Here is a 22504-nt window from a genome sequence, read left to right as displayed (position 1 = left end):
CCCTCACCTGCCAAGAACGCAGGTGAGGGCCCAACAGCGCGCGTGCTTACTTCTTCTTGCCCTGGTTCTTCACGGCCTCGATGGCGGCCGCCGCGGCCTCCGGGTCGAGGTAGGTGCCGCCCGGGTTGAGCGGCTTGAAGTTCTCGTCGAGCTGGTAGCTCAGCGGGATGCCGGTCGGGATGTTGAGGCCCGCGATGTCGGTGTCCGAGATGCCGTCGAGGTGCTTGACGAGCGCGCGCAGGCTGTTGCCGTGGGCGGCGACCAGGACCGTGCGGCCGGCCAGCAGGTCCGGGACGATGCCGTCGTACCAGTACGGCAGCATGCGCTGGACGACGTCCTTCAGGCACTCGGTGCGCGGACGGAGCTCCGGCGGGATCGACGCGTAGCGGGCGTCGCCGGCCTGGGAGTACTCGTTGTCGTCGGCGAGGGCCGGCGGCGGGGTGTCGTACGAGCGGCGCCACATCATGAACTGCTCCTCGCCGAACTCGGCAAGGGTCTGCGCCTTGTCCTTGCCCTGGAGCGCGCCGTAGTGGCGCTCGTTCAGACGCCAGGAGCGGTGCACCGGGATCCAGTGGCGGTCGGCGGACTCCAGCGCGAGCTGCGCCGTGCGGATCGCGCGCTTCTGGAGGGAGGTGTGGAGCACGTCGGGCAGCAGGCCGGCGTCCTTGAGCAGCTCACCGCCGCGGACCGCCTCCTTCTCGCCCTTCTCGGTGAGATTGACGTCCACCCAGCCGGTGAACAGGTTCTTGGCGTTCCACTCGCTCTCGCCGTGGCGGAGGAGGATCAGCTTGTACGGTGCGTCGGCCATGCGTACGAGCCTAGACGACGCCGGTCAGCGGGCTCCGCATGCCCGACGATTGACGCGCACCGTCAATTCACTGGCGCCCGGGACGGCCGCTGCGTAAGTTACGAGAGCCATTAGAGGCACTTACACGCAGCATGATCACACAGTACGCCGCAGGGGGCCGCCCGCTCATGTCCATCGCCGCACTCAGACGTTCCGCACGCGCGACGGTGTCGGGCTTTCCCGGGGGATTCTGGTGGCTCTGGCTGTCGACCCTGGTCAACCGGACCGGCGCCTTCGTCCTCACCTTCCTCTCCCTCTATCTGACCCAGGAACTCGGCCACTCCGCCTGGTTCGCCGGACTCGTCGTCGCCCTGCACGGTCTCGGCGGCGTCGTCGGATCCCCGCTCGGCGGCTCGCTGACCGACCGCTGGGGCCGCCGTCCCACCATGGTCGCCATGCACCTGGCGGCGGCCGGCTGCGCGGCGCTGCTCGCGTTCGTCACCAGCGCCTGGGGCGTCGCGCTCGTCGTCCTCCTGATGGGCGTCGCCATGCAGGCCGTCCGGCCCGCGATCAACGCCGCCATCGCCGACCTCGTCCCCGCCGCCGAGGTCCGCCGCGCCTACGCGCTCAACTACTGGGCCCTCAACCTCGGCTTCGCCATCGCCGCCATCGGCGGCGGCGCCGCGGCCCTCCTCGGCTATCACACGCTCTTCCTGATCGACGCCGCCGCCACCGTGCTGTGCGCGCTGATCGTCTTCCTCCGGCTGCCGGAGACCCGGCCCGAGGCCGCCACCACCCCCAGCACGGGGAAGGGCTCCGGGAAGCCGCGGGCCGAGTCCGAGGTCGGCATCGGCACCGTTTTGCGCGACGCGCCGTTCCGCACCCTGGTGACCCTCAACCTGCTGGTCTGCCTGGTGTTCACGGCCCCCTGGATCGGGCTGCCGCTCACCATGACCGCCAAGGGCCTCGACCCGTCCGCGTACGGTGTCGTCATCGCCGTCAACGGCGTCGTGATCGTCGCGTTCCAGCTGCTGGTCAATCGGATCACGGACAAGCGCTCGCCCGTGATGCTCCTGACGGTCTCCTCGCTCCTCTTCGCCGCCGGCACCGGAGCCACCGCGCTCGCCGGGAACTCGGTCGCGTTCGCCGCGACCGTCGTCGTCTGGACGATCGGCGAGATGGTCCACGTCCCGACCAACGCCGCCGCCACCGCCCGGCTCGCGCCGGAGCACGCCCGCGGCCGCTACCAGGGCGTCATGGGCATGTCCTGGTCGGTCGCCGGGTTCGTCGCCCCGGTCCTGGCCGGCTGGATCGTCGACGGCCCCGGACCGGTCATCCTGTGGATCGCCTGCGCCCTGATCGGCGCCGTCGCCGCCGTCGGCTACCAGACCCGGCTCCGCAGCGTCCTCGCCGACGCCGACGACGACCCCAAGGACCCCAAGGCCCCCAAGGACCCCAGGGACCTCAGGGACCCCAAGGACGACATCAGGGGTGACGGTACGGGTGAGAGCGCGGACACAGGCAGCAGGAAGGGCGAGGGGGCTCCGGAGCCCCGGGCCGCCGTTGTCGCCACCGCCGACGCCACCGTCTGAACCCTTACGGGTCTACGGGTCTACCGGTCCACGGGTCCACGAGCCCGTCGGCCCCCGGCCGGCGGGCGCTCAGCTCGCCGGCTTGCCCGTCAGGTTGCGGAAGGCGTCGAGGTTACGGGTCGACTCGCCGCGCGACACCCGCCACTCGTACTCCCGCCGGATCGCCGTCGCGAACCCCAGCTCCAGGAGGGTGTTGAAGTCGCCGTCCGCCGCCTCCAGGACCGAGCCGAGCAGCCGGTCCAGTTCCTCCGGCGTGACGGCGGCCAGCGGCAGCTTGCCGGCCAGGTAGATGTCGCCGAGCCGGTCGATCGCGTAACCGACGCCGTACAGCTTGAGATTGCGTTCGAGCAGCCAGCGGTGGACGCCGGCCTCGTTCTCGTCCGGGTGGCGGACGACGAAGGCGTTGAGGGAGAGGGAGTGCCGGCCGGCGCGCAGCGACAGCGTCGTGAAGAGCTTGTGCGTGCCAGGGAGCCGTACGACGTAGGAGCCCGGTTCGGGGGACTCCCACTCCAGTTCCGCGTCCTTGAACGCGTCCTCGATGATCCGCCGGACGCCCTCGGTGTCGACCTCAGCCATGGTGCGAGCGTACGCGACGGCGCTGCTCGCGGTGTTCCCGGTGATCACGCAGCCGGTGGTCGTGGATGGCGGCCGTGTACACGTCCGCCGTCCGCCCCGCCGCCGCGTCCCAGCCGAACGAGCCGGCGTGCCGGGCCGCCGCCTCGCCCATCCGGGCGGACAGCTCCGCGTCGCCCGCGAACCGGGCGAGCATCCGGGCGTAGTCCGCCGGGTCATGGCCCTGGACGAGGAAACCGGAGACCCCGTCCCGTACGGCCACGGGCAGACCGCCCACCGACGCCGCGACGACCGGGGTGCCCGCCGCCTGCGCCTCGATGGCGACCAGGCCGAAGGACTCGCTGTACGAGGGGACGACGAGCACACTGGCCGCGCGGAACCAGTCCGCGAGCCGGTCCTGCCCCACCGGCGGCTGGAAGCGCACGACATCGCCGATGCCCAGCTTGGCGGCGAGCTTCTGAAGCTCCTCCGGCTTGGCGAGACCGCTGCCGCTCGGCCCGCCGACCACCGGCACCACCATCCGCGAGCGCAGCGACGGATCACGTTCCAGCAGGAGCGCGATGGCACGCAGCAGGATGTCCGGCGCCTTCAGCGGCTGGATACGGCCCGCGAAGGCGGGGATGAAGGCGTCCTCGGGGAGTCCGAGACGGGCCCGGGCGGCGGCCCGGCCGTCGGCGGGGCGGAAGCGCTCCAGGTTCACGCCCGGGTGGACGACGGCGATCCGGGCCGGGTCGGCCTCGTAGAAGCGGGCGAGTTCGCCGGCCTCCTCCGCCGTGTTGGCGATCATCCGGTCGGCCGCCGAGACGATCTGGGTCTCGCCGATCACGCGGGCGGCGGGCTCGGGCGTGTCGCCCTCCGCGAGCGCCGCGTTCTTGACCTTGGCCATGGTGTGCATGGTGTGGACGAGCGGGACGCCCCAGCGCTCGGCGGCGAGCCAGCCCACATGGCCGGAGAGCCAGTAGTGGGAGTGCACCAGGTCGTAGTGGCCGTGGCGGTGGCCCGCCCAGGCCTGCATCACTCCGTGCGTGAACGCGCACAACTGGGCCGGCAGCTCCTCCTTCGCCAGGCCCTCGTACGGACCGGCGTCGACATGCCGGACCAGGACACCGGGCGCCAGCTCGACCACCGGGGCGAGGCCGCCGGCGGTGGCCCGGGTGAAGATCTCGACCTCGACGTTGATCGCGGCGAGCCGCTTGGCCAGCTCGACGATGTAGACGTTCATGCCACCCGCGTCGCCGGTGCCCGGCTGATGCAGGGGGGAGGTGTGCACGCTGAGCATGGCCACGCGGCGCGGCCCGCGCTGCCGGCCGGGGAGCCGGAGCCGGGGCGGCACCGCCAGAGTGCCGGCGAACCGGGACACGTACTGGCTCACGTCGGCGATCCTTCCGCTGTCGGGCTGAGGGCTGTCGGGCTGAGGCTGGTGTTGGTGTGGGTGTTGGTGCTGGGGCGGGCCGGCTCGGTCCGGGCGGGCCGGGGCCGGCGGTGGGGCCGGGCGGGGCGGACCGTTCCGGGCTGTCGGTCGGAGGCGGGCGGCGGGTCGGCAGGCGGCTGGCGGGGCGGCTGCCGGTCGTCGGCAGGCGGTAGGACTGTCGGGGCCGGTCCGGCCCACCCTGGCGGGGCGGCGCGGGGGCGCCGGCGCAAAGGCGTACCGAACAGACGGGCGATCCCGCCCGCCAGCTCCGACAACACCGGGCCGGCTCGCTTTCATTTCCGCCGCCTCGGGCGTTTTGCCAATTCCTTACCGTCCATTGTGCGGGTTCGCCCGAAAGTCATGGGTGGGTCAGGGGCGGGCCGGTCAGGGGCGGGGGGACGGGGGTGTACGGGGAGCGAGAGCGGTGTCCTCGGGCCTCGCGCCCACCCCGTACGCTCGTCGTATGGCCCCGCGCACCACTCGCCCCGTCGGCACCGTCACCCGCGGGACCACCAATCCCAACCGGCTGCGCCGCCAGGACCGCTGGATCGCCGCCGTCCACGGCCCCGCGCTGCGCCGCTCGGGCCCGCCCCCGCTCGCCGTCGACCTCGGGTACGGCGCCGCGCCCTGGACCGCCGTCGAACTGCTGGCGCGGCTGCGTACCGCCGACCCTCGCACCCGGGTCGTCGGCATCGAGATCGAGCCGGCCCGGGTCGCGGCGGCGCAGCCGTACGCGCGCGAGGGGCTGGAATTCCGGCACGGCGGCTTCGAGGTGCCGGTGCCCGGCGAGGTCGCGCTGATCCGGGCCGCGAACGTGCTGCGTCAGTACGACGAGGCGCAGGTCGCGGACGTCTGGGCGCGGCTGTGCGCCCGGCTCGCGCCGGAGGGGCTGCTCGTGGAGGGGACCTGCGACGAGATCGGCCGGCGGCACGTCTGGGTCGCTTTGGACCGGACCGGGCCGCGTACGGTCACCTTCGCCACCCGGCTCGGCTCCCTCGACCGGCCCTCCGACCTGGCCGAACGGCTGCCGAAGGCGCTCATCCACCGGAACGTGCCGGGCGAGCCGGTGCACGCCTTCCTGCGGGACTTCGACCGGGCGTGGGCGGCGGCGGCCCCGTACGCCTCGTACGGGGCCCGGCAGCGGTGGATCCGTACTGTGCGCGACCTGGCGGCGGACTGGCCGGTGACGGACGGTCCGCGGCGGTGGCGGCAGGGCGAGATCACGGTGCGGTGGGAGGCGCTGGCACCGGTCGGGGGCTGACGGCGACGGGACTCCGGTTTCGGTTTCGGCTCCGGCTCCGGCTCCGGCTCCGGCTCCGGCTGGACGCTGATGGCGCGCCCGCCCTGGCTACTCCCGACACCCCTGGCACACCTGGCACACCTGACGCACCGGCCACCCGCGCCGCCCCGGCCGCTCCCGTCACGTCCGGACCCTCCCGGCACACCGGGCGCACCACTCTCTCCCGGCCTCGGAACCTTCGGGGCGTGCACGGCGCGCACGCGGCGCGGAGCACTCGCGGGGAACGCATCACGCGCCGCACTCGTCCCTGAGAGGGGAACTGACCCCGCAGGCTCTGTGTCCCCCTGTTGCTTTCGGGGCTCTCATGGCACTATCGCCAAAGGTCACACCCAAGTTACTGACGGTAAGTCAGTTTTGTCGACCGGCCGCACACACGACCAGACCAGACACGGGTGCCGCGCGCGCCCGAGGGGGAGCCAGTGAACCGACACCGCCATGCCCTTGCCGCGTTCACCGTGGCCTGTGCCCTGACCGTGCTGGCCTCGCCCGCCCTCACCCTCCAGGCGACGGCGGCCCCGCTGCCCTCGCCGCCGCCGCTGCCAGAGAAATCCCTGGAAGAGGTGCGGCTGGAGATCGACGGCCTCTACCGGGAGGCGGCCACCGCCACCGACGCCTACAACCTCGCCGAGGAACGCGCCAAGCGGCAGTCCGGCGAGATCGTACGGCTGGCCCGGATGATCGAGAACGGCCGGAAGCGGATCGAGGGGCTGAAGGCGCAGGCGGGCGCCGCGGCCCGCGCCCAGTACCGCAACGGCGGGCTGCCGGAGGGCGCCCAGCTGGTCCTCACCAACGACCCCCAGCTCTTCCTCGACAACGCCGGCCGTCTGCAGGAGGGCCAGAAGGCCACCAAGGACCTGATCTCCGACCTGACCCGCACGCAGGACGAACTGACCACGTACGCCAAGGAAGCCGGCGACAACTGGACCAAGCTGGAGGCCGGCCGGGTCAAGCAGGCCCAGGCGAAGAAGGAGATCAACGACAAGATAGAGGCGGCGAAGAAGCTGGAGTCCAAGCTCGCCGCCGACGAGCTGGCCCGGCTGCACGCCCTGGAGCTGCGCGAGCAGAACCGGGCGCAGACCGCCTGGCTCGGCTCCGGCATACTCGCGGGCCTGAGCGAGCGGACCAGCCCGGAGGCCAAGCGGGCGGTGGAGTTCGCCACCGCGCAGATCGGCAAGCCGTACGTGTGGGGGGCCGAGGGCCCGAACTCGTACGACTGCTCGGGGCTCACCCAGTCCGCCTGGATCGCCGCCGGCCGCACCATCCCGCGCACCTCGCAGGAGCAGTGGCGGCTGCTGCCGCACATCGACATCAAGGACATGCGCCCCGGCGACCTGATCATCTACTTCCACGACGCGAGCCACGTCGGGATGTACGTGGGGGACGGCCGGATCGTGCACGCGCCGCGCCCGGGGCGGGACGTCACGATCACGGGCGCGGGGACGATGGACATCCTCGGCGTCGTACGGCCGGGCTGACGGGTTCCGGCCCAGGGCGGCCAGGGCCCGTACGGGCCGGCGGACCGGCGCGGGTCCCGGCGCGGGCCGGCGGACCGGCACGGATCGGTTCGGCTGCCCCTACGGGTCGGCCGACCGGCGCGAACCGGCTCTCCCCGCGTATCGGCCCCCTAAGGGTCGGGCTGCCCTTACGGGTCGCCCGACCGGCCGTTTCCCCCTGCACCACGGCGTTCCGGGGAGTGACGTTCGTCATCGCCGACCGTCGCTTCCGGGGTGCATGTAAGGCGGCTACCTCCCCTTCCGTGGCATATGCCATACGAATCGGGCGCTTCCCGGCCCGTCCGGCGTTCCCCGGCGGACGGCGCACCCACTAGGGTCGGTCCCCGGCCCTCGGGGGGAGGGAAGGAAACAGACCGATGCCCGTACCCGTACCGCGCCAGAGGACCGAGACTCTCGCGGCACCGGCACCCGGAACGCACGGCGTCGCCGGGGACCTCACGCTGCTGGTCGTCGAGGACGACCCGGCGGGTGCCCTCGCCGTACCCGAATTGCTCGACGCGGCCGGCACCCGCGTCCGCATCCGCACCGCCCGCAACCTCACCGAGGCGGAGCGGCTGCTCACCGACGACGTGCACTGCGTTCTCGTCGACCTCGCCCTGACCGATCCGCGCGCGGCCACCGCCGACGACCCGCTCGCGCCACTGCGGCACGTCCTGCGTCTCGCGCCGCGCCACGCCGTCCTCGCCCTCGCCCCGTCCGCGGACGCGGAACTCGCGGCCGAGGCGGTACGGGTCGGTGCCCAGGACCACCTCTTCCGCGAGGAGCTGGACGGGCGGGTGCTCAGCCGCGCCATCCGGTACGCGGTCGAACGCAAGCGGGCGGACGTCGTCCAGGTCAAGCTCACCGAGTCCCGGCTGCGCGCCCAGGAGAACGCCCGCCTGGAGCGCGGGCTGCTGCCGACGCCCCTGCTCGACGGTTCCGATCTGCGCTTCGCCGCCCACTACCGGCCCGGCCGGTCCCGGGCGCTGCTCGGCGGCGACTTCTACGACACCGTCCGTACCTCCGACGGCACCGTTCACGCCATGATCGGCGACGTCTGCGGCCACGGCCCCGACGAGGCCGCGCTCGGCGTCGCCCTGCGGATCGCGTGGCGCGCGCTGATTTTCGCGGGGCTGTGCGGCGACGAGCTGCTCTCCACCCTCCAGCAGGTCCTGGAGCACGAGCGCGAGAGCGACGAGATCTTCGCGACCCTCTGCACCCTCGACATCGCCCCCGACGGCCGGCGCGCGGGCCTGTGCCTGGCGGGCCACCCCTCCCCGCTGATCGCCCGGCACGGGCGGGCGGCCCAGCTGCTGCCGTACGAGGACGGGGGGCCGGCCCTCGGGCTGCTGCCGCGCGCCCGCTGGCCGCGCCGGCAAGTGGACCTCGGGGCGTCCTGGAGCCTGCTGATGTACACGGACGGCCTGATCGAAGGCCGTTCGGCGGGCCCGGGTTCGCCGCGGCTCGGTCAGGAGGGGATGCTCGACATGATCAACCGGCAACTGGCGGCGGGACTGCGCGGCGAGCCGCTCCTGGAGGCGGCCGTCACGGAGGTGCGGTCGCTCAACGGCGGCGAGCTGACGGACGACGTGGCCGTGCTGGCCCTGGAGCGGCTGGAGACCGCCGCCGGACCGGGAGTTCTCTCGGGTCCGGGAACCGGGACCCTGGCGGCGGAACGCGGCAGGGCCTGGGGATAGGCCCCCAGGCCCTGTGTCCGCCGGTCCCCGCCGCGTCCGCGTCGGGTCCCAAGTTGTTCCGGCCCCGGCGGTCGGCGGCGGGTGTCAGCACTTGGCTCCGACGTGGCCGGGTGTCAGCGGCCGCCGTTGTAGGGGCCGTACGGGCCGTCGCTGCTGGAACCGCCGCCGCGGCGGCGGCCACCGCCGGTGACCTCGCGCAGCGCGGGCCGTACGTCGACCATGAAGACGATGGCGGCGACGAGCCCCGCGATCTGGAACATCATGAACATCGGCCCGAGCAGCCCCGCGCCCACCAGGTTGACGACGAGGTTGCCCCCGAGCAGCAGCAGCCAGAACTTCTTCGTCTTCTTGTCGGCGGCGCGGTAGGCGTCCTCACGGCCGAGGGCGGCGAAGACGAGCGCGACGACGGCCATGCCGAGGAGGACGAGCGTGGTCACGACCCACAGGGCGCTGTCGAACTTGTCCATCAGCATGCTGGGCACCGCCTTGAGGAGCTGGAGGGGGAACGCGAGGCGAGAGGGACGGGAGCGGGGAAAAGAAAGGGAAAGCCGCCTCCCGGCCAAGGTACCTCGTACGACGCGGCCGGCACTGGTGGACGGCCCGGACGGTCTGGACGGCCCGGCCGGACGACCGAGGACGCGATCACGCCCCGCCCGGTCGTCCGTCGTCCGCCCGCTCGTCCCGTCCGGTGCCTGCCGGCCCTGCCGGCCTCGGCTACTCCGCGCCGTCCGCCGCTTCCGCCGCCACGCCCTTCTTGCGGGCGGCCTCGGGCTTGCCCGCCGGCTCGGACTCCCCGGCCGTCTCGGGCTCGGCGACCGGCTCGGTCACCAGCACCGGCTCGGTGACGGGCTCGGTCACCGGTTCCGGCTCGACGGCGATGGCGATCTCGGTGCTCTCCTCGGCTCCGTCGCCGCGCCACGTCCGGACGGTCTCCTCGCCGTGCGCGGCGAGCTCCTCGTACTTCTCCCGGGCCTTGACCGCGTACTCGGCGGCCACGCCGACCCCGCGCAGCGCCAGGTCCTGGGCCTGCTCGCCCAGCTTCTTCAGGTCGGTGTCGAGGCCGCCGACGAACTCGGCGAACTTCGCCTGCGCCTTCTCCTGCACCGCCTTCGGGTCCGTCTTCCGTACGGCCTCGATCCGCGCCGGCGCCTCGGCGGCCAGCTGCTCGATCAGTCCGGGCACCTTCTTGGCCTGCTGCACGGCGAGGTCGGCGGTGCCGGCGGCGAAGTAGAGGGGGGTGCGCAGTTCGTCGATGATGGCCATGGTCGTGGTCCTCCCAGAGGTTCTACGAGGTGCTACGTATCGGTGGAGTGCCGTGCGGCGTTCTCCGCCGCCTTCTCGGCGGCGTTCTCCTTGCGGAAGGAGTCGTAGATCTGGAGCAGCACCTGCTTCTGCCGCTCGTTGATCGAGGGATCGGCCAGGATGACGGCGCGCGTCTCCAGCTCCTCCCGCTCCTTCTCGTCGAGGATCCCGGCCCGCACGTACAGCGTCTCGGCGGAGATCCGCAGGGCCTTCGCGACCTGCTGGAGCACCTCGGCGCTGGGCTTGCGGAGCCCCCGCTCGATCTGACTCAGATACGGATTCGACACGCCCGCGGCCTCGGCGAGCTGCCGCAGGGACAACTGCGCGGTCCGCCGCTGTTCGCGGAGGTACTCACCGAGATTGCCGACGTTGAGCGATGCCATGCTCCGACCCTGCCACTCGTTGCTAACTATTGCAAGCAGACGCTTGCAATAGTTCTGTCACAGCCGCCGGGGCGGGGTCGCCGGCCATGGGCCCGGCCCGAAAGCTGTGGACCGGTGGGCGCGGCGGTGGCATCGTCGGCGCTCGTGACCGAGTACGGAGACGGGTTCCTGGCGGTGGCGCCGCAGCGCACCTCGACGCGCGAGCTGCTCGCGGCGGCGGCGCGGCGGCGGGGGATGCCGGTGGAGGCGCTTCCCGCTCCCTCCCGCGACGGCGCGGTGGCGGTGGACGGGGGCGGGCGGTCCGGTGGCCACTACTACGGTGGGCCCGCCTTCGGCGCGCGGGTCGTGGACGCCCTCGGGGTCGCGCTCCTGGAGCCCTCCGACGACTGGCTCACCTCGCTGCCTCTCGCGTACACCGGGCGGCAAATCACCCTGGCGACCCTGGGCGAGGCGCGCCGGCTGACGCGGCCCGCGTTCGTCAAACCGCCGAGCGACAAGAGCTTCCCGGCCGCCGTGTACGCCGACGGCCGCCGGCTCCCCGTACGGCCGGAGCTGCCGCCGGACCTGCCGGTGCAGATCGCGGACGTGGTGACCTGGGCGGCGGAGTTCCGTCTGTTCATGCTCGACGGCGAGGTCCGGACGGGCTCGCAGTACGCCACCTTCGGCCGGCTGGACGCCCGGCCGCTGGACGGGCACCGGCAGGAGCACGCCGTCCGGGAGTTCGCCGCCGGCCTCCTGGCCGCGTGCGGCGACGGTCTGCCCAGCGCGGTGGTCGTGGACGTCGGGCTCCTGACCCCGGCCGAACCCGGCGGCAGCGGGCACAGCGCGGGTGATCAGTGGGCCGTGGTCGAGGCCAACATGGCGTGGTTCAGCAACTGTTACGCCGCCGATCCCGACCGCGCCCTGGACGTCGTCCTGCACGCCGCCGGGCCTCGCACGCGGCTGGCCGAGCGCGACCGCCGGTTCTGCCGGCATCTGTGACCGCAGGCGCACTCGTACGTACGCCTCCTAAGCCCTCCCGCTCTCGCGCACCCGTAAAGTCGGTTGGCTCCGCTCCCCCCAGCGGTGAGACTGCCGGGCGTGACGCTTCACGAGAACGAGATCCCGGCCGACGAGACGCTCGTCCGCTCGCTGCTGGCGGCGCAGCGGCCGGAATGGGCCGACCTGCCGCTGTCCCGCGCGGGCGCGGGTACCGACAACACCATGTACCGGCTGGGTGACGACCTGCTCGTACGGCTTCCGCGCACCGCCGAAAAACAGCGGTCGCTGCGCAAGGAGCGGGATTGGCTGCCCCGGCTGGCGCCCCATCTGCCCCGCCCGGTCCCCGAGCCCGTCCACGCCGGGGAGCCCACCGACGCGTTCCCGCTGATCTGGTCCGTCTACCGCCGGCTCGACGGCGCCGAGGCCGGACCGGACACCGTCCAGGGCTGGGCCGCGTTCGGGGCCGACCTGGCGGAGTTCGTCCGGGAGTTGCACCGTGCCGACCTCATGGGAGCGACCCGCGAGGACGGCCTCGACTGGTATCGCGGCGGCAGTCTCAAGCCCTGCGACACATGGGTCACCGACGCGTTCGAGGACTGCCGACGTCTGACGGGCCCCGGCTCTCTCGACCTCGCTCTCGATGTCGACACGCTGGAGAAGCTGTGGCGGGACGGGCTCGCGCTGCCCGATTCCCCGACTCCCCAGGGGTGGTTGCACGGCGACCTCAAGCCGTCCAACCTCCTGGTCCAGGACGGCCGGCTCCACGCGGTCATCGACTTCGGCGGACTCTCGATCGGCTTCCCCGACGCCGAGCACGCCACCGTCTGGGACCTGCCGGCCCCGGCCCGGCGGGCCTATTGGGACGCCCTGGACCTCGACGACGCGACCTGGACCCGCGCCCGTGCCTGGGCGGTCGCGGTGGCCGTCAGCGGCATCGCCTACTACTGGGACACCTTCCCCGCCTTCGTCGCCGAGTGCCGCGCCCGCGTCGATTCGATCCTGGACGACGCCGCGACCCGCTGACGCCCCCTCCCCATGGCCCAACTCCCCATGGCCAACAGCCCGATGCTCAGACGCTCATGTCCGGGGTGCCGCGCACCGCGTACGCCGGGAGTCAGGCGCGCCCCGGGCCTAGAACACGCCGGCGGGCGGGTGTGAGCCGCGACACATGCTGTCACAGGTGTCACGGACCCGGTGTCTTGAGGCCGAACCCTGAAACACAGGGGGACGGAGGAGGGACACCATGAACACCGAGAACAGCACCGGCATCGACACCAAGGCCACCGCCGAGACCCGGGTCGTCGTGATCGGCGGCGGATACGCGGGCGTGATCGCCGCCAACCGGCTCACCCAGAACCCCCGGGTCCGCGTCGAACTCGTCAACCCGCGCCCCGACTTCGTCGAGCGGATCCGGCTGCACCAGCTGGCCGGCGGTACGCACGCGGCGGTCGCCGACTACCGGCAGCTGCTGGCCGGGCGGGTCCGGCTCGTCGTCGGCAAGGTGACCCGAATCGACGCCTCCGCCCGTGAGTTGACGCTCGCACCGCCCGACGAGGGCGCGGCCAAGGGCAAGAACGAGGGCGTGAACAAGGAGGAGCGGACGCTTCGTTACGACTATCTCGTCTACGCGGTCGGCAGCGGCAGCGCGGACCTGGACGTGCCGGGGGCGGCCGAGTTCGCGTATCCGCTCGCCAGCCTGGAGGAGACCCGGCGGCTGCGGACGGTCCTCGACGCCACGCCCGCCACGCACACGGTCACCGTCGTCGGCGCCGGCCCCACCGGCATCGAGACGGCGGCCGAACTGGCCGAGCAGGGCCGCCGGGTGACCCTGGCCTGCGGCGGGACGCTCGGCCCGTATCTGCACCCGAAGGCCCGGCGCACGGTGGCCCGCCGGCTCGCCGCGCTCGGGGTGACCGTGCTCGCGGGGCCCGGTACACGGGTCGCGGCCGTGGCGCGCGAGAGCGTCACGCTCACCGACGGGCGCGAGCTGCCGAGCGCGGTGACCGTGTGGACCGCCGGGTTCACGGTGCCGGACCTCGCCGTCCGCAGCGGGCTGCGGACCGACGCCCTCGGCCGGCTGCTCACCGACGAGACGCTGACCAGCGTCGACGACGACCGGATCGTCGCCGCCGGCGACTCGGCGGCCCCGTCCGGTCTGCCGCTGCGGATGAGCTGCCAGATCGCGATGCCGCTCGGCGCGCACGCCGCCGACACCGTGCTGCGCCGGATCGGGGACGAGCAGGCGAAGCCGATCGCGATGGGTTTCGCCGGGCAGTGCCTGAGCCTGGGGCGGCGAACCGGGCTGTTCCAGATCTCACACAGGAACGACGTCGCGCGCTGGATCCACATCTCCGGGCGGCCCGGGGCTCATCTGAAGGAGTCCATCTGCGCCGGCATCGTCAAGCAGCTGGTGCGGGAGGGGGAGAAGCCCGGTTCGCTGAAGTGGGAGTGGGCGAAGGACCCGAAGCGCGCGGAGCAGCTGCGTACGCGGGCCGCCACCGGGCAGGATCACAAGGCTGTAGCCTCCCATCCCAACGCCAACTCCGTTGGTATCAACCTGTCCTGATGTTACGTCAGCCCTCCGGAAGGATGCCGTCGTGGATGCCGCCGACCCGGCGACCGAGAGCTTCGTCGCCCATCGCAACCTGCTCTTCACCGTCGCGTACGAGATGCTCGGGTCGGCGGCCGACGCCGAGGACGTCCTCCAGGAGACCTGGCTGCGCTGGTCCGGCGTCGACCTGACGGAGGTCCGCGACCAGCGCGCGTACCTGGTCCGGATCACCACCCGGCAGGCCATCAACCGGATGCGGACGATGAGCCGCCGCAAGGAGTCGTACGTCGGCCCGTGGCTGCCCGAACCGCTGCTCACCTCCCCCGACGTGGCGCAGGAGGTCGAACTCGCCGAGAGCGTGTCGATGGCCCTGATGCTCGTCCTGGAGACGCTGGCGCCGACCGAACGGGCGGTGTTCGTGCTGCGCGAGGTGTTCGACGTCGGGTACGAGGAGATCGCCGCCGCCGTCGACAAGACCCCGGCCGCCGTCCGCCAGATCGCCCACCGCGCGCGCCGCCACGTCGAGGCCCGCCGCCCCCGCGAGGTCGTCCCGGCGAAGGTCACCCGCGCGGCTCTCGACTCCTTCCACGGCGCCCTCGTCACCGGCGATCTCCAGGGCCTGCTCGACGTCCTGGCCCCCGATGTCGTCCTGCTGGGCGACGGCGGCGGCATCAAGCAGGCGGCCCGCCACCCGGTCCTCGGCGCGGACAAGGTGGCACGCTTCCTGCTGGGCGGCATCGGCAAGCACGGCGTCGCCTTCTCCGTGACACCGACCCTCGTCAACGGCGCACCGGGCCTGATCATCACCGTCGGCGGCGAGGTCGAAGGCGTCCTCGCGTGCCACGTCGAGAGCGACCGGATCGCCGGCCTGTACTTCGTCCGCAACCCCGAGAAGCTGACCAGGATCGGGGAGGAGACGCCCCTGTCGCTGCGCTGACCAGCGGCTCGGGCGCGGATCCGGTCCCGGCGGCTCGACGGCTCCGGGGTACGGGCCCGGGGTACGGCCGGGGACCGGCGGCCCCACGGCTCCCGCGTACGGCTCCGGCCCCGGCGCTCCGGTCTACGGCTCCGAGGGCGACGACCCGTCCCACGTACCGAGCGCCCGGGCCAGCTCGTCGTTCCGCTCCCGGGTGATGCCCGCCGCGAGCCGCACGCCGGAGCGCGGGCTCCACTCGCCGTCGCAGTGCAGGATGCCGGGGTACGGCTCCCCGCCGCCCGACAGCGGGGACGCCTCGGCGGGCGCCCAGGTGACGGGCTCCCACAGCGGGTGGTCGGTCAGGAGCAGGCGCGCCAGCCGCCGCACGCCCGCGACCGGGGCACCCACCCGCACGAGGGCGTCGGCGACCATGCCGAAGGCCTCCGCGGGCAGGTCCTCCTCGCCGAGTACGGGCAGCAGAAGCAGCAGTCGGGCATCCGCGTCCCGTACGTCGGAACCCCTGAGGGTTCCGGACCCCCCGGACTCGGGGCCGGTCTCGGGGTCAGGGCCGGTCTCAGAGTCGGACTCAGGGCCGGGGCCGGACTCAGGGTCGGAGTCAGGGGTACGGGCGATATGGACCAGCTCCCGCCAGGCGAGGCCCGGCCCGGCCTGGTGGCCGTCGATCGTGGCCAGTTGGCCGGTGCGGTCCCAGGCCGGGTGCGTGACGACGTACTCCGTCCCCTGGTCCTCGGGCATGTTCCGGCCCAGCACCACCACCGAGTGCCCGCCACCGAACGCGATCCGGAAGACCGGCCACCGCTCCGGGTCGCTCAACGCCTCGTAGGCAGCGCCCATATCGGCCTCGTCCGCCCCGAACCAGGCCGGGTCCGGCTCCAGTTCCGAGTCCGGATCCTCGTCCGCGCCCTCGCCCTCGCCCTCCGTGAGCCAGAGCAGATACGCCGCCCAGAAGCCCGGCAGAGCGAGCAGCGACTCTCCCCCGACGAGCGGCGCGTCCTCGTAGTCGGCCCCGTACGCGCCCCTGTATCCGTCCGCCTGCCCGCTCATCTCTCCGTACCCGTACCCATGCCCATGCCCATGCCCTTGCCCAGCCGCCGGCGTCAGGCGGTCACTCTCCCACGTACCGCGCCAAGTGCTCCCCCGTCAGGGTGGACCGCGCCGCCACCAGCTCCGCCGGGGTGCCCTCGAAGACGATCCGGCCGCCGTCGTGGCCCGCGCCCGGCCCGAGGTCGATGATCCAGTCGGCGTGGGCCATGACGGCCTGGTGGTGCTCGACCACGATGACCGACTTCCCGGAGTCGACCAGCCGGTCGAGCAGCCCCAAGAGCTGTTCGACATCGGCGAGATGGAGGCCGGCGGTGGGCTCGTCGAGGACGTACACGCCGCCCTTGTCGCCCATGTGCGTGGCCAGCTTGAGCCGCTGCCGTTCGCCGCCCGAGAGGGTGGTCAGCGGCTGGCCGAGGGTGAGGTAGCCGAGGCCGACGTCGGCGAGCCGCGTGAGGACGCGGTGCGCGGCGGGCGTCCGGGCCTCGCCCTCGCCGAAGAAGGCGGCGGCCTCGTCCACCGGCATCGCGAGGACCTCGGCGATGTTCCGGCCGCCGAAGCGGTAGTCGAGCACCGCCGCCTGGAACCGCCGTCCCTCGCACTCCTCGCACTCCGTCGCGACCCCGGCCATCACCGCCAGGTCGGTGTAGACGACTCCCGCGCCCTTGCAGGTCGGGCAGGCGCCCTCCGAATTGGCGCTGAACAGCGCCGGCTTCACGCCGTTGGCCTTGGCGAACGCCTTGCGGATCGGGTCGAGCAGACCCGTGTACGTGGCCGGGTTGCTGCGCCGCGAGCCGCGGATCCCGCTCTGGTCGACCGACACCACGCCCTCGCCCGCCGGGACCGAGCCGTGCACCAGCGAACTCTTCCCGGAGCCGGCCACCCCGGTCACCACCGTGAGCACGCCGAGCGGGATGTCGACGTCGACGCCCCGCAGGTTGTTCGCACTCGCGCCGCGGATCGCGAGGACGCCGTCCGGCTGCCGTACGGCGTCCTTGTCCTTGACGCGGGCACGGTCGCCGAAGTGCCGCCCGGTGACCGTGTCGCTGTCCTTCAGCCCGTCCACCGTGCCCTCGAAGCAAACGCTGCCGCCCGCCGTACCGGCGCCCGGCCCGAGGTCCACCACATGGTCGGCGATCGCGATCGTCTCCGGCTTGTGCTCGACCACGAGCACCGTGTTGCCCTTGTCGCGCAGCCGCAGCAACAGCGCGTTCATGCGCTGGATGTCGTGCGGGTGCAGCCCGGTGGTCGGCTCGTCGAAGACGTACGTGACGTCGGTGAGCGACGACCCGAGGTGCCGCACCATCTTCACGCGCTGCGCCTCGCCGCCCGACAGGGTCCCGGCGGGGCGGTCGAGCGCGAGATAGCCGAGGCCGATCTCCACGAACGAGTCGAGGGTCTGCCGCAGATTCGCGAGCAGCGGCGCGACCGAGGGGTCCTCGATCCCCCGTACCCATTCCGCCAGATCGCTGATCTGCGTCGCGCAGGCGTCCGCGATGCTCACCCCGTCGATCTTCGCCGACCGCGCGCCCTCATTCAGGCGGGTGCCGTCGCACTCGGGGCAGGTGGCGAAGGTGACCGCGCGCTCCACGAAGGCCCGGACGTGCGGCTGGAGCGAGTCGACGTCCTTCGAGAGGACGGACTTGCGCAGCTTGGGGATCAGGCCCTCGTAGGTGAGGCTGACGCCCTCGACCTTGATCTTGGTCGCCTCGCGGTGGAGCAGGTCGTCCAGCTCGCGCTTGGTGTACCGGGCGATCGGCTTGTCCATGTCGAAGTAGCCGCTGCCGGCGAAGATCCGGCCGTACCAGCCGTCCATGCTGTAGCCGGGGATGGTGAGCGCGCCGTCGGCGAGCGACTTCGTGTCGTCGTACAGCGCCGTCAGATCGATGTCGGAGACCGTGCCCCGGCCCTCGCAGCGCGCGCACATGCCGCCGGTGACGGTGAACTCGCGGCGCTCCTTCACCGTCCGCCCGCCCCGCTCGAAGGCGACCGCACCCGCCCCGCTGATCGAGGCGACATTGAACGAGAACGCCTTCGGGCCGCCGATGTGCGGCGTCGCGAGCCGGCTGAAGAGGATGCGCAGCATGGCGTTGGCGTCGGTGGCGGTGCCGACGGTGGAGCGCGGGTCGCCGCCCATGCGGCGCTGGTCGACGCTGATGACGGTGGTCAGACCGTCGAGGACGTCGACGTCGGGGCGGCCGAGGGAGGGCATGAAGCCCTGGACGAAGGTGCTGTACGTCTCGTTGATCAGGCGCTGCGACTCGGCGGCGATCGTGTCGAAGACCAGGGAACTCTTGCCGGAACCCGAGACTCCGGTGAAGACGGTGAGCCGGCGCTTCGGGATCTCGATCCCGATGTCCTTGAGGTTGTTCTCGCGCGCGCCGTGGACGCGGATCATGTCGTGGCGGTCGGCGGCGTGCGGGGTGTTCGTGTCCGCGCTCGTGCTCGTGCCCGTGCCCGTCTTCGTGCTCATGTCCGTGCTCATGTCCGTGCTCATGCTGTGGCGTCTCCCCTGGTCTCGGCCTCGCGGTCAGACTAGGCACGCGGGGACGGGGAAGGCTTCTCCATTCCTGACTTCCCGCTCCGGCTCCGGACCCGGTGCGGCAGGCTGGGCGCGTGACTCCGACCCTCGACGACCTCGTACGACTGCGCCACGCGCGCGACATGATGGACCGCGACTACGCGGATCCGCTCGACGTCCCGGCCCTGGCACGGGCCGCGCTCATGTCACCGGGCCATTTCTCGCGCAGTTTCCGGGCTGCGTACGGGGAGACGCCGTACGGCTACCTCATGACGCGCCGCGTGGAGCGGGCCAAGACGCTGCTGCGGCGGGGCGACTTGAGCGTCACCGAGGTCTGCTTCGCGGTCGGCTGTACGTCGCTGGGGTCGTTCAGCTCGCGTTTCACGGAACTCGTCGGGGAGAGCCCGAGCGCGTACCGGGCGCGCGACCACGAGGCGGGGGAGGCGATCCCGGGGTGCGTGGCGATGTACCTGACCCGGCCCACCCGGGCCGGATCGGCGGGCCGGCCCGGGGCAGCGGACTGACGGGTCGGGGCGGACTGACGGGTCGGCCGCCGCAGGGCCGACGGGCCTGCCCGCGCCGGTTCCGGAACCGGTCAGGAATGGAGAAGCGGACCCGTCCGGCCGCCTCGTAACGTCGACGCCATGAACACCGACACCAGCCACACCAGCCACACCATCAACCTCGCCCAGTGCTTCATCGCCGTGGACGACCACGACAAGGCGCTCGCCTTCTACCGCGACGCCCTCGGTCTGGAGGTCCGCAAGGACGTCTCCTTCGAGGGCATGCGCTGGGTGACCGTCGGGTCGCCCGCGCAGCCGGATGTCGAGATCGTCCTCGAACCGCCGCTCGCCGACCCGAACGCCCCCGCCGCCGACCGTCAGGCCGCCGCCGAACTGCTCGCCAAGGGCATGCTGCGGGGCGTCAACTTCCGTACGGACGACGTGGACGCGACCTTCGAACGCGTCCGCGCGGCGGGCGGCGACGTCCTCCAGGAGCCGATGGACCAGCCGTACGGGACGCGGGACTGCGCGTTCCGGGACCCGGCGGGCAACATGCTGAGGTTCAGCCAGCCGCGCGGGTGAGCCGGGGGCGTCCGGGGCCGGGGGCGTCCGGGGCCGGGAGCACCCGGGCGGCTTTGGCCGGCGTACTCAGTCGCTCCCGTACGCCATCTGGTCCAGCCATGCCGTGACCGCCGTGTAGTCGGCGTCGCCGAGCCCGGTGCACGGGTCGACGCGGTGCAGCAGGGCCGGGGCCGGGTGGTGGGCCGTGGCCCAGGCGCGGTCGGCGGGGCCGATCTCGTCGTCGAGCCAGACGTACGGCCGCCCGGCGGCCCACACCGACAGCGGGCGGGTCTTCCAGTGGAGGCCCGCCCGCACGTTCTCCAGGTCCGCCCAGTCGGCCAGATCCCCCGGGCCCTCCTCCGGCCAGTCGACGACCGGCAGCGGCGGCAAGCCGAGCCGGGGCGCCATGATCGCGTTCGCCTCGTCTCCCCACGTCGTCGCCCAGACCAGCTCACAGCCGAGCGCGGCGAGCCGGGGGCCGTGGGCGGGATCCACCCGGTACAGGAGGGGATGGGAGCCGGGCGGCGGGACGGGGGCGTGGGAGGGGTACGTGTACGGGGGCGGGGCGCCGAACGGGATCAGGGGGCCGTCGACATCCAGGAACAGCAGAGGCCGCATGCCGCCCAGGGTGCCACCGTTCCACCGGCCGCCACAGCCGCCCCTCGGGTCAGGGGGCCAGGTCGTCCATGGGTCCCGCACTCCCCGTCAGCCCTCACCGGTACCCACCAGCGCCGCCGGCAGCGGACGGGCGTGGACCAGGTCCAGGCGGGAGACCGCGCGGGTGAGGGCCACGTACAGGCGGTGCGGGCCGCGCTGTTCGGCGGCCACGATGGCGGCGGGCTCGGCCACCACGACGTGGTCGTACTCCAGGCCCTTGGCGAGCGAGGCCGGGACCACGGTGACCCGGTCGGCCGGAAAGCCGTACTCCCGCAGCGGGCCGACGGCCGCGTCCGCCGCGATGACGCCGATCGAGCCCTCCTCGGCGAGCGCCGCCCGGACCGCCTCGGCCACGCCGGCCGGGACATCGTCCACCGGCCGTACGGTCACCTCGCCGCCCGCGCGCAGCGAACGCCCCGCCCAGTCGGCCGCGCCCAGTTCCGGCAGCAGCCGGTTGGCGAGGTCGACGACGGCGGCCGGGACGCGGTAGCCGGTGGTGAGGGGCACGATCGTCGCGTCCGGCTTGCCGAGGTGGGCGAGCTGGGACGGCCAGTCGCGGGCGGCCCACGGGGTGGTGCCCTGGGCGAGGTCGCCGAGGACGGTGAGGGAGCCGAACCCGGCGCGGCGCGCGATGGCCCGGCACTCCATGGGGGACAGGTCCTGGGCCTCGTCGACGACGAGGTGCGCGTAGCCCTCGGGGCGTTCGATCAGACCGGCGAGTTCGTCGAGGAGGACGAGGTCGGCGGCGGTCCAGCGGGCGCTCCGGTACGAGCGCGGGGGCCTGGTCCAGCGGATCGCGGCGCGTTCGGCGGGCGTGAGCCCCACCCGTACCCCCTCTCCCGCGCCCGCCGGGTCAGCCGAGTCCGCCGGATCCGCCGGATCCACCGGATCCACCGGGGGCTCGGTCAGGACCTCGGCGAGGACCTCCTCCGGGGTGACCTTGGGCCAGCAGGCGTCGAGGCAGGCCGTCACGGGCCGGGCCCGCTCGATGCGGCGCGTCCAGGCGGCACCGAGCACCCCGGCCCGGCGTTCGGCGCGCAGCTGGAGGGCGCGGACGACGCGGGCGCGGACCCGTTCACGCCCGGTGGCGTAGGGCGGGGCCTCCTCCCGTACCGCCGCGACGATCCCGGCCAGCTCGCGGGCGGGGACCCGCCATTGGTACGAGCCGTCCGGCACCACCAGGTCCTCGGCCCCGGCCGACGCCTGGTCCACGCGCGCGTAGAGCGCCCGGCGCAGCACCTCCGCCATCCGTATGTCGTGCTTGACGAGGGCCGCCGCCTCGTCGTCCTCGGCGCGCACCTCGTGCCGGGCGATCTCGTCGTGGACGGTGGACTGGCGTACGCCGGTCTCGCCGAGCGCGGGCAGCACCTCGGCGATGTAGGAGAGGAAGGTGCGGTTCGGACCGAGCACGAGAAGGCCGGAACGCCGCAGCCGCTGCGGATGCGTGTACAGCAGATACGCGGCGCGGTGCAGGCCGACGGCGGTCTTGCCGGTGCCGGGGGCGCCCTGGACGCAGATCGAGGTGGCGGGGCCGGAGCGGACCAGATCGTCCTGTTCGGGCTGGAGGGTCGCGGCGATGTCGCGCATCGGACCGACGCGGGGGCGCTCGATCTCCCCGGCGAGAATCGCGCTCGGTGGGCTCGGTGGGCTCGGTGCGCTCGGTGGGCTCGGTGCGCTCGGCTCACCCTGCGCGCGCGGCCCACCCGGTACATCGGCACCGGCCCGCTCCCCCGTACGCCCGTCCCCCAGGTACTCGTCCTCCAGCGCCGTCAGATCCTCCGACGCCCCGAGGCTGCCCGGCGCCCAGCCGAACCGCCGCCGTCGTACGACGCCCTGCGGGTCTTTCGCCCCCGCCTGGTAGTACGCGCGGCAGACCGGCGCCCGCCAGTCGACGACCAGCGGCGGCGCGGCCGGGTGCTCGGCGACCCGGCGCCGGCCGATGTGGTGAATCTGGCCGTCCGTACGGTCGAGACGGCCGAAGAAGAGCGGCCCGGGCGGCATCTCGCGGAACACCTTGGCGCGGCTGCGCAGGTGGTAGCCGAGGGCCTCGGCGTCCGCGCCGGAGGCGGCGGTGTCCTCGCCGGTGACAACCTGCTCCTCGACGCCCTCGATCATCCGGGCGAGGGCGGCGCGGCAGGCGTCGTGGTGGTCGCGTTCCTCGTCGAGGTCGTACCGGAGCGGGTCGTGACGGAGCGGCTGCATGCCGCCAGGGTC

The 22504-nt window shown here is 73.1% G+C and carries 20 protein-coding genes; 10 read left to right on the top strand and 10 right to left on the bottom strand.

The genetic code is table 11. The features are described from left to right. Positions 1 to 46: 46 nt before the first annotated feature. Complete coding sequence (locus ACGFRB_RS00400) at positions 47 to 808, bottom strand: phosphoglyceromutase (protein ID WP_361231939.1); 762 nt, start codon at positions 806 to 808, stop codon at positions 47 to 49. Between the two features lie 167 nt (positions 809 to 975). Between ACGFRB_RS00400 and ACGFRB_RS00395 the strand changes: the two genes are divergently transcribed. Next, a complete protein-coding gene (locus ACGFRB_RS00395; RefSeq protein ID WP_393237055.1) occupies positions 976 to 2379 on the top strand; it encodes an MDR family MFS transporter in 1404 nt (467 codons plus the stop codon). A gap of 69 nt (positions 2380 to 2448) precedes the next feature. On the opposite strand, the gene ACGFRB_RS00390 is transcribed toward ACGFRB_RS00395, so the two are convergent. Beyond that, positions 2449 to 2955, bottom strand: a complete 507-nt coding sequence (locus ACGFRB_RS00390) for a YbjN domain-containing protein (protein ID WP_361231936.1) — start codon at positions 2953 to 2955, stop codon at positions 2449 to 2451. Further along, a complete protein-coding gene (mshA, locus tag ACGFRB_RS00385; protein WP_393237051.1) occupies positions 2948 to 4324 on the bottom strand; it encodes a D-inositol-3-phosphate glycosyltransferase in 1377 nt (458 codons plus the stop codon). The genes ACGFRB_RS00390 and mshA overlap by 8 nt, the downstream gene beginning before the upstream one ends. 502 nt (positions 4325 to 4826) lie before the next feature. On the opposite strand from mshA, the gene ACGFRB_RS00380 reads away from it, so the two are divergent. From ACGFRB_RS00380 to ACGFRB_RS00370, 3 genes are all read left to right on the top strand, one after another. Next, complete coding sequence (locus ACGFRB_RS00380) at positions 4827 to 5624, top strand: class I SAM-dependent methyltransferase (protein WP_363001948.1); 798 nt, start codon at positions 4827 to 4829, stop codon at positions 5622 to 5624. 458 nt (positions 5625 to 6082) lie between these two features. Beyond that, positions 6083 to 7138, top strand: a complete 1056-nt coding sequence (locus ACGFRB_RS00375; protein WP_393237047.1) for an NlpC/P60 family protein — start codon at positions 6083 to 6085, stop codon at positions 7136 to 7138. A gap of 395 nt (positions 7139 to 7533) precedes the next feature. Beyond that, a complete protein-coding gene (locus tag ACGFRB_RS00370; RefSeq protein WP_393237044.1) occupies positions 7534 to 8853 on the top strand; it encodes a PP2C family protein-serine/threonine phosphatase in 1320 nt (439 codons plus the stop codon). Positions 8854 to 8966: 113 nt separating this feature from the next. Here the strand turns inward: ACGFRB_RS00370 and ACGFRB_RS00365 are convergent, their stop codons facing one another. The 3 genes from ACGFRB_RS00365 to ACGFRB_RS00355 form a co-directional block, all read right to left on the bottom strand. Further along, positions 8967 to 9326, bottom strand: coding sequence for a DUF2516 family protein (locus ACGFRB_RS00365; protein ID WP_393237041.1), 360 nt, complete (start codon positions 9324 to 9326; stop codon positions 8967 to 8969). A gap of 241 nt (positions 9327 to 9567) precedes the next feature. Continuing rightward, on the bottom strand, positions 9568 to 10116 hold the full coding sequence (locus tag ACGFRB_RS00360) for a hypothetical protein (protein ID WP_363001941.1): 549 nt from the start codon (positions 10114 to 10116) through the stop codon (positions 9568 to 9570). A 32-nt stretch (positions 10117 to 10148) separates the two neighbouring features. Next, on the bottom strand, positions 10149 to 10538 hold the full coding sequence (locus ACGFRB_RS00355) for a helix-turn-helix domain-containing protein (protein WP_393237037.1): 390 nt from the start codon (positions 10536 to 10538) through the stop codon (positions 10149 to 10151). A 144-nt stretch (positions 10539 to 10682) separates the two neighbouring features. Here ACGFRB_RS00355 and ACGFRB_RS00350 point away from each other — a divergent pair, with 144 nt between their 5' ends. The 4 genes from ACGFRB_RS00350 to ACGFRB_RS00335 all read left to right on the top strand — a co-directional run bounded on the left by ACGFRB_RS00350 (position 10683) and on the right by ACGFRB_RS00335 (position 15007). Then, a complete protein-coding gene (locus ACGFRB_RS00350) occupies positions 10683 to 11519 on the top strand; it encodes an ATP-grasp domain-containing protein (RefSeq protein ID WP_393237034.1) in 837 nt (278 codons plus the stop codon). Between the two features lie 99 nt (positions 11520 to 11618). Continuing rightward, a complete protein-coding gene (locus tag ACGFRB_RS00345; RefSeq protein WP_393237031.1) occupies positions 11619 to 12542 on the top strand; it encodes an aminoglycoside phosphotransferase family protein in 924 nt (307 codons plus the stop codon). A gap of 220 nt (positions 12543 to 12762) precedes the next feature. Next, entirely contained in the window at positions 12763 to 14085 is a 1323-nt protein-coding gene (locus ACGFRB_RS00340) for an NAD(P)/FAD-dependent oxidoreductase (protein WP_393237028.1), read from the top strand. A 31-nt stretch (positions 14086 to 14116) separates the two neighbouring features. Next, positions 14117 to 15007 carry an RNA polymerase sigma-70 factor gene (locus ACGFRB_RS00335; RefSeq protein WP_363001934.1) on the top strand — a complete coding sequence of 297 codons (891 nt, stop codon included), beginning with the start codon at positions 14117 to 14119 and terminating at the stop codon, positions 15005 to 15007. Between the two features lie 123 nt (positions 15008 to 15130). Here ACGFRB_RS00335 and ACGFRB_RS00330 read toward each other — a convergent pair whose 3' ends face one another. Both ACGFRB_RS00330 and ACGFRB_RS00325 read right to left on the bottom strand, forming a co-directional pair. Next, positions 15131 to 16051 (bottom strand): hypothetical protein, encoded by a 921-nt coding sequence (locus tag ACGFRB_RS00330; RefSeq protein ID WP_393237025.1) that lies wholly within the window; start codon positions 16049 to 16051, stop codon positions 15131 to 15133. 61 nt (positions 16052 to 16112) lie between these two features. Next, positions 16113 to 18521 (bottom strand): ATP-binding cassette domain-containing protein, encoded by a 2409-nt coding sequence (locus tag ACGFRB_RS00325; protein WP_393237022.1) that lies wholly within the window; start codon positions 18519 to 18521, stop codon positions 16113 to 16115. Positions 18522 to 18712: 191 nt separating this feature from the next. Between ACGFRB_RS00325 and ACGFRB_RS00320 the strand changes: the two genes are divergently transcribed. Continuing rightward, positions 18713 to 19093 (top strand): helix-turn-helix transcriptional regulator, encoded by a 381-nt coding sequence (locus ACGFRB_RS00320; RefSeq protein ID WP_393238155.1) that lies wholly within the window; start codon positions 18713 to 18715, stop codon positions 19091 to 19093. Between the two features lie 120 nt (positions 19094 to 19213). Next, positions 19214 to 19654 (top strand): VOC family protein, encoded by a 441-nt coding sequence (locus ACGFRB_RS00315; protein ID WP_393237019.1) that lies wholly within the window; start codon positions 19214 to 19216, stop codon positions 19652 to 19654. Between the two features lie 66 nt (positions 19655 to 19720). Here the strand turns inward: ACGFRB_RS00315 and ACGFRB_RS00310 are convergent, their stop codons facing one another. Together ACGFRB_RS00310 and ACGFRB_RS00305 are read right to left on the bottom strand one after the other, a co-directional pair. After that, the gene (locus ACGFRB_RS00310; protein WP_393237016.1) at positions 19721 to 20251 is read right to left on the bottom strand and encodes a hypothetical protein; all 531 of its coding nucleotides are present in this window, start codon (positions 20249 to 20251) and stop codon (positions 19721 to 19723) included. Between the two features lie 87 nt (positions 20252 to 20338). Next, the gene (locus tag ACGFRB_RS00305) at positions 20339 to 22492 is read right to left on the bottom strand and encodes a HelD family protein (protein WP_393237013.1); all 2154 of its coding nucleotides are present in this window, start codon (positions 22490 to 22492) and stop codon (positions 20339 to 20341) included. Positions 22493 to 22504 lie beyond the last annotated feature (12 nt).

Origin of the sequence: Streptomyces sp. NPDC048718 (genome assembly GCF_043198875.1) — a bacterium.
Lineage (GTDB): Bacteria > Actinomycetota > Actinomycetes > Streptomycetales > Streptomycetaceae > Streptomyces.
Note: the sequence above shows the minus strand (reverse complement) of the source record. Positions and strands in the feature narration are given on the sequence as shown.

Bases quoted from the DNA above. Each gene is read 5' to 3' on its own strand.
- ACGFRB_RS00400 (WP_361231939.1), bottom strand. From the start codon at position 808: ATGGCCGACGCACCGTACAAGCTGATCCTCCTCCGCCACGGCGAGAGC.
- ACGFRB_RS00395 (WP_393237055.1), top strand. From the start codon at position 976: ATGTCCATCGCCGCACTCAGACGTTCCGCACGCGCGACGGTGTCGGGC.
- ACGFRB_RS00390 (WP_361231936.1), bottom strand. From the start codon at position 2,955: ATGGCTGAGGTCGACACCGAGGGCGTCCGGCGGATCATCGAGGACGCG.
- ACGFRB_RS00380 (WP_363001948.1), top strand. From the start codon at position 4,827: ATGGCCCCGCGCACCACTCGCCCCGTCGGCACCGTCACCCGCGGGACC.
- ACGFRB_RS00370 (WP_393237044.1), top strand. From the start codon at position 7,534: ATGCCCGTACCCGTACCGCGCCAGAGGACCGAGACTCTCGCGGCACCG.
- ACGFRB_RS00365 (WP_393237041.1), bottom strand. From the start codon at position 9,326: ATGCTGATGGACAAGTTCGACAGCGCCCTGTGGGTCGTGACCACGCTC.
- ACGFRB_RS00360 (WP_363001941.1), bottom strand. From the start codon at position 10,116: ATGGCCATCATCGACGAACTGCGCACCCCCCTCTACTTCGCCGCCGGC.
- ACGFRB_RS00355 (WP_393237037.1), bottom strand. From the start codon at position 10,538: ATGGCATCGCTCAACGTCGGCAATCTCGGTGAGTACCTCCGCGAACAG.
- ACGFRB_RS00340 (WP_393237028.1), top strand. From the start codon at position 12,763: ATGAACACCGAGAACAGCACCGGCATCGACACCAAGGCCACCGCCGAG.
- ACGFRB_RS00330 (WP_393237025.1), bottom strand. From the start codon at position 16,051: ATGAGCGGGCAGGCGGACGGATACAGGGGCGCGTACGGGGCCGACTAC.
- ACGFRB_RS00325 (WP_393237022.1), bottom strand. From the start codon at position 18,521: ATGAGCACGAAGACGGGCACGGGCACGAGCACGAGCGCGGACACGAAC.
- ACGFRB_RS00320 (WP_393238155.1), top strand. From the start codon at position 18,713: ATGATGGACCGCGACTACGCGGATCCGCTCGACGTCCCGGCCCTGGCA.
- ACGFRB_RS00315 (WP_393237019.1), top strand. From the start codon at position 19,214: ATGAACACCGACACCAGCCACACCAGCCACACCATCAACCTCGCCCAG.
- ACGFRB_RS00310 (WP_393237016.1), bottom strand. From the start codon at position 20,251: ATGCGGCCTCTGCTGTTCCTGGATGTCGACGGCCCCCTGATCCCGTTC.
- ACGFRB_RS00305 (WP_393237013.1), bottom strand. From the start codon at position 22,492: ATGCAGCCGCTCCGTCACGACCCGCTCCGGTACGACCTCGACGAGGAA.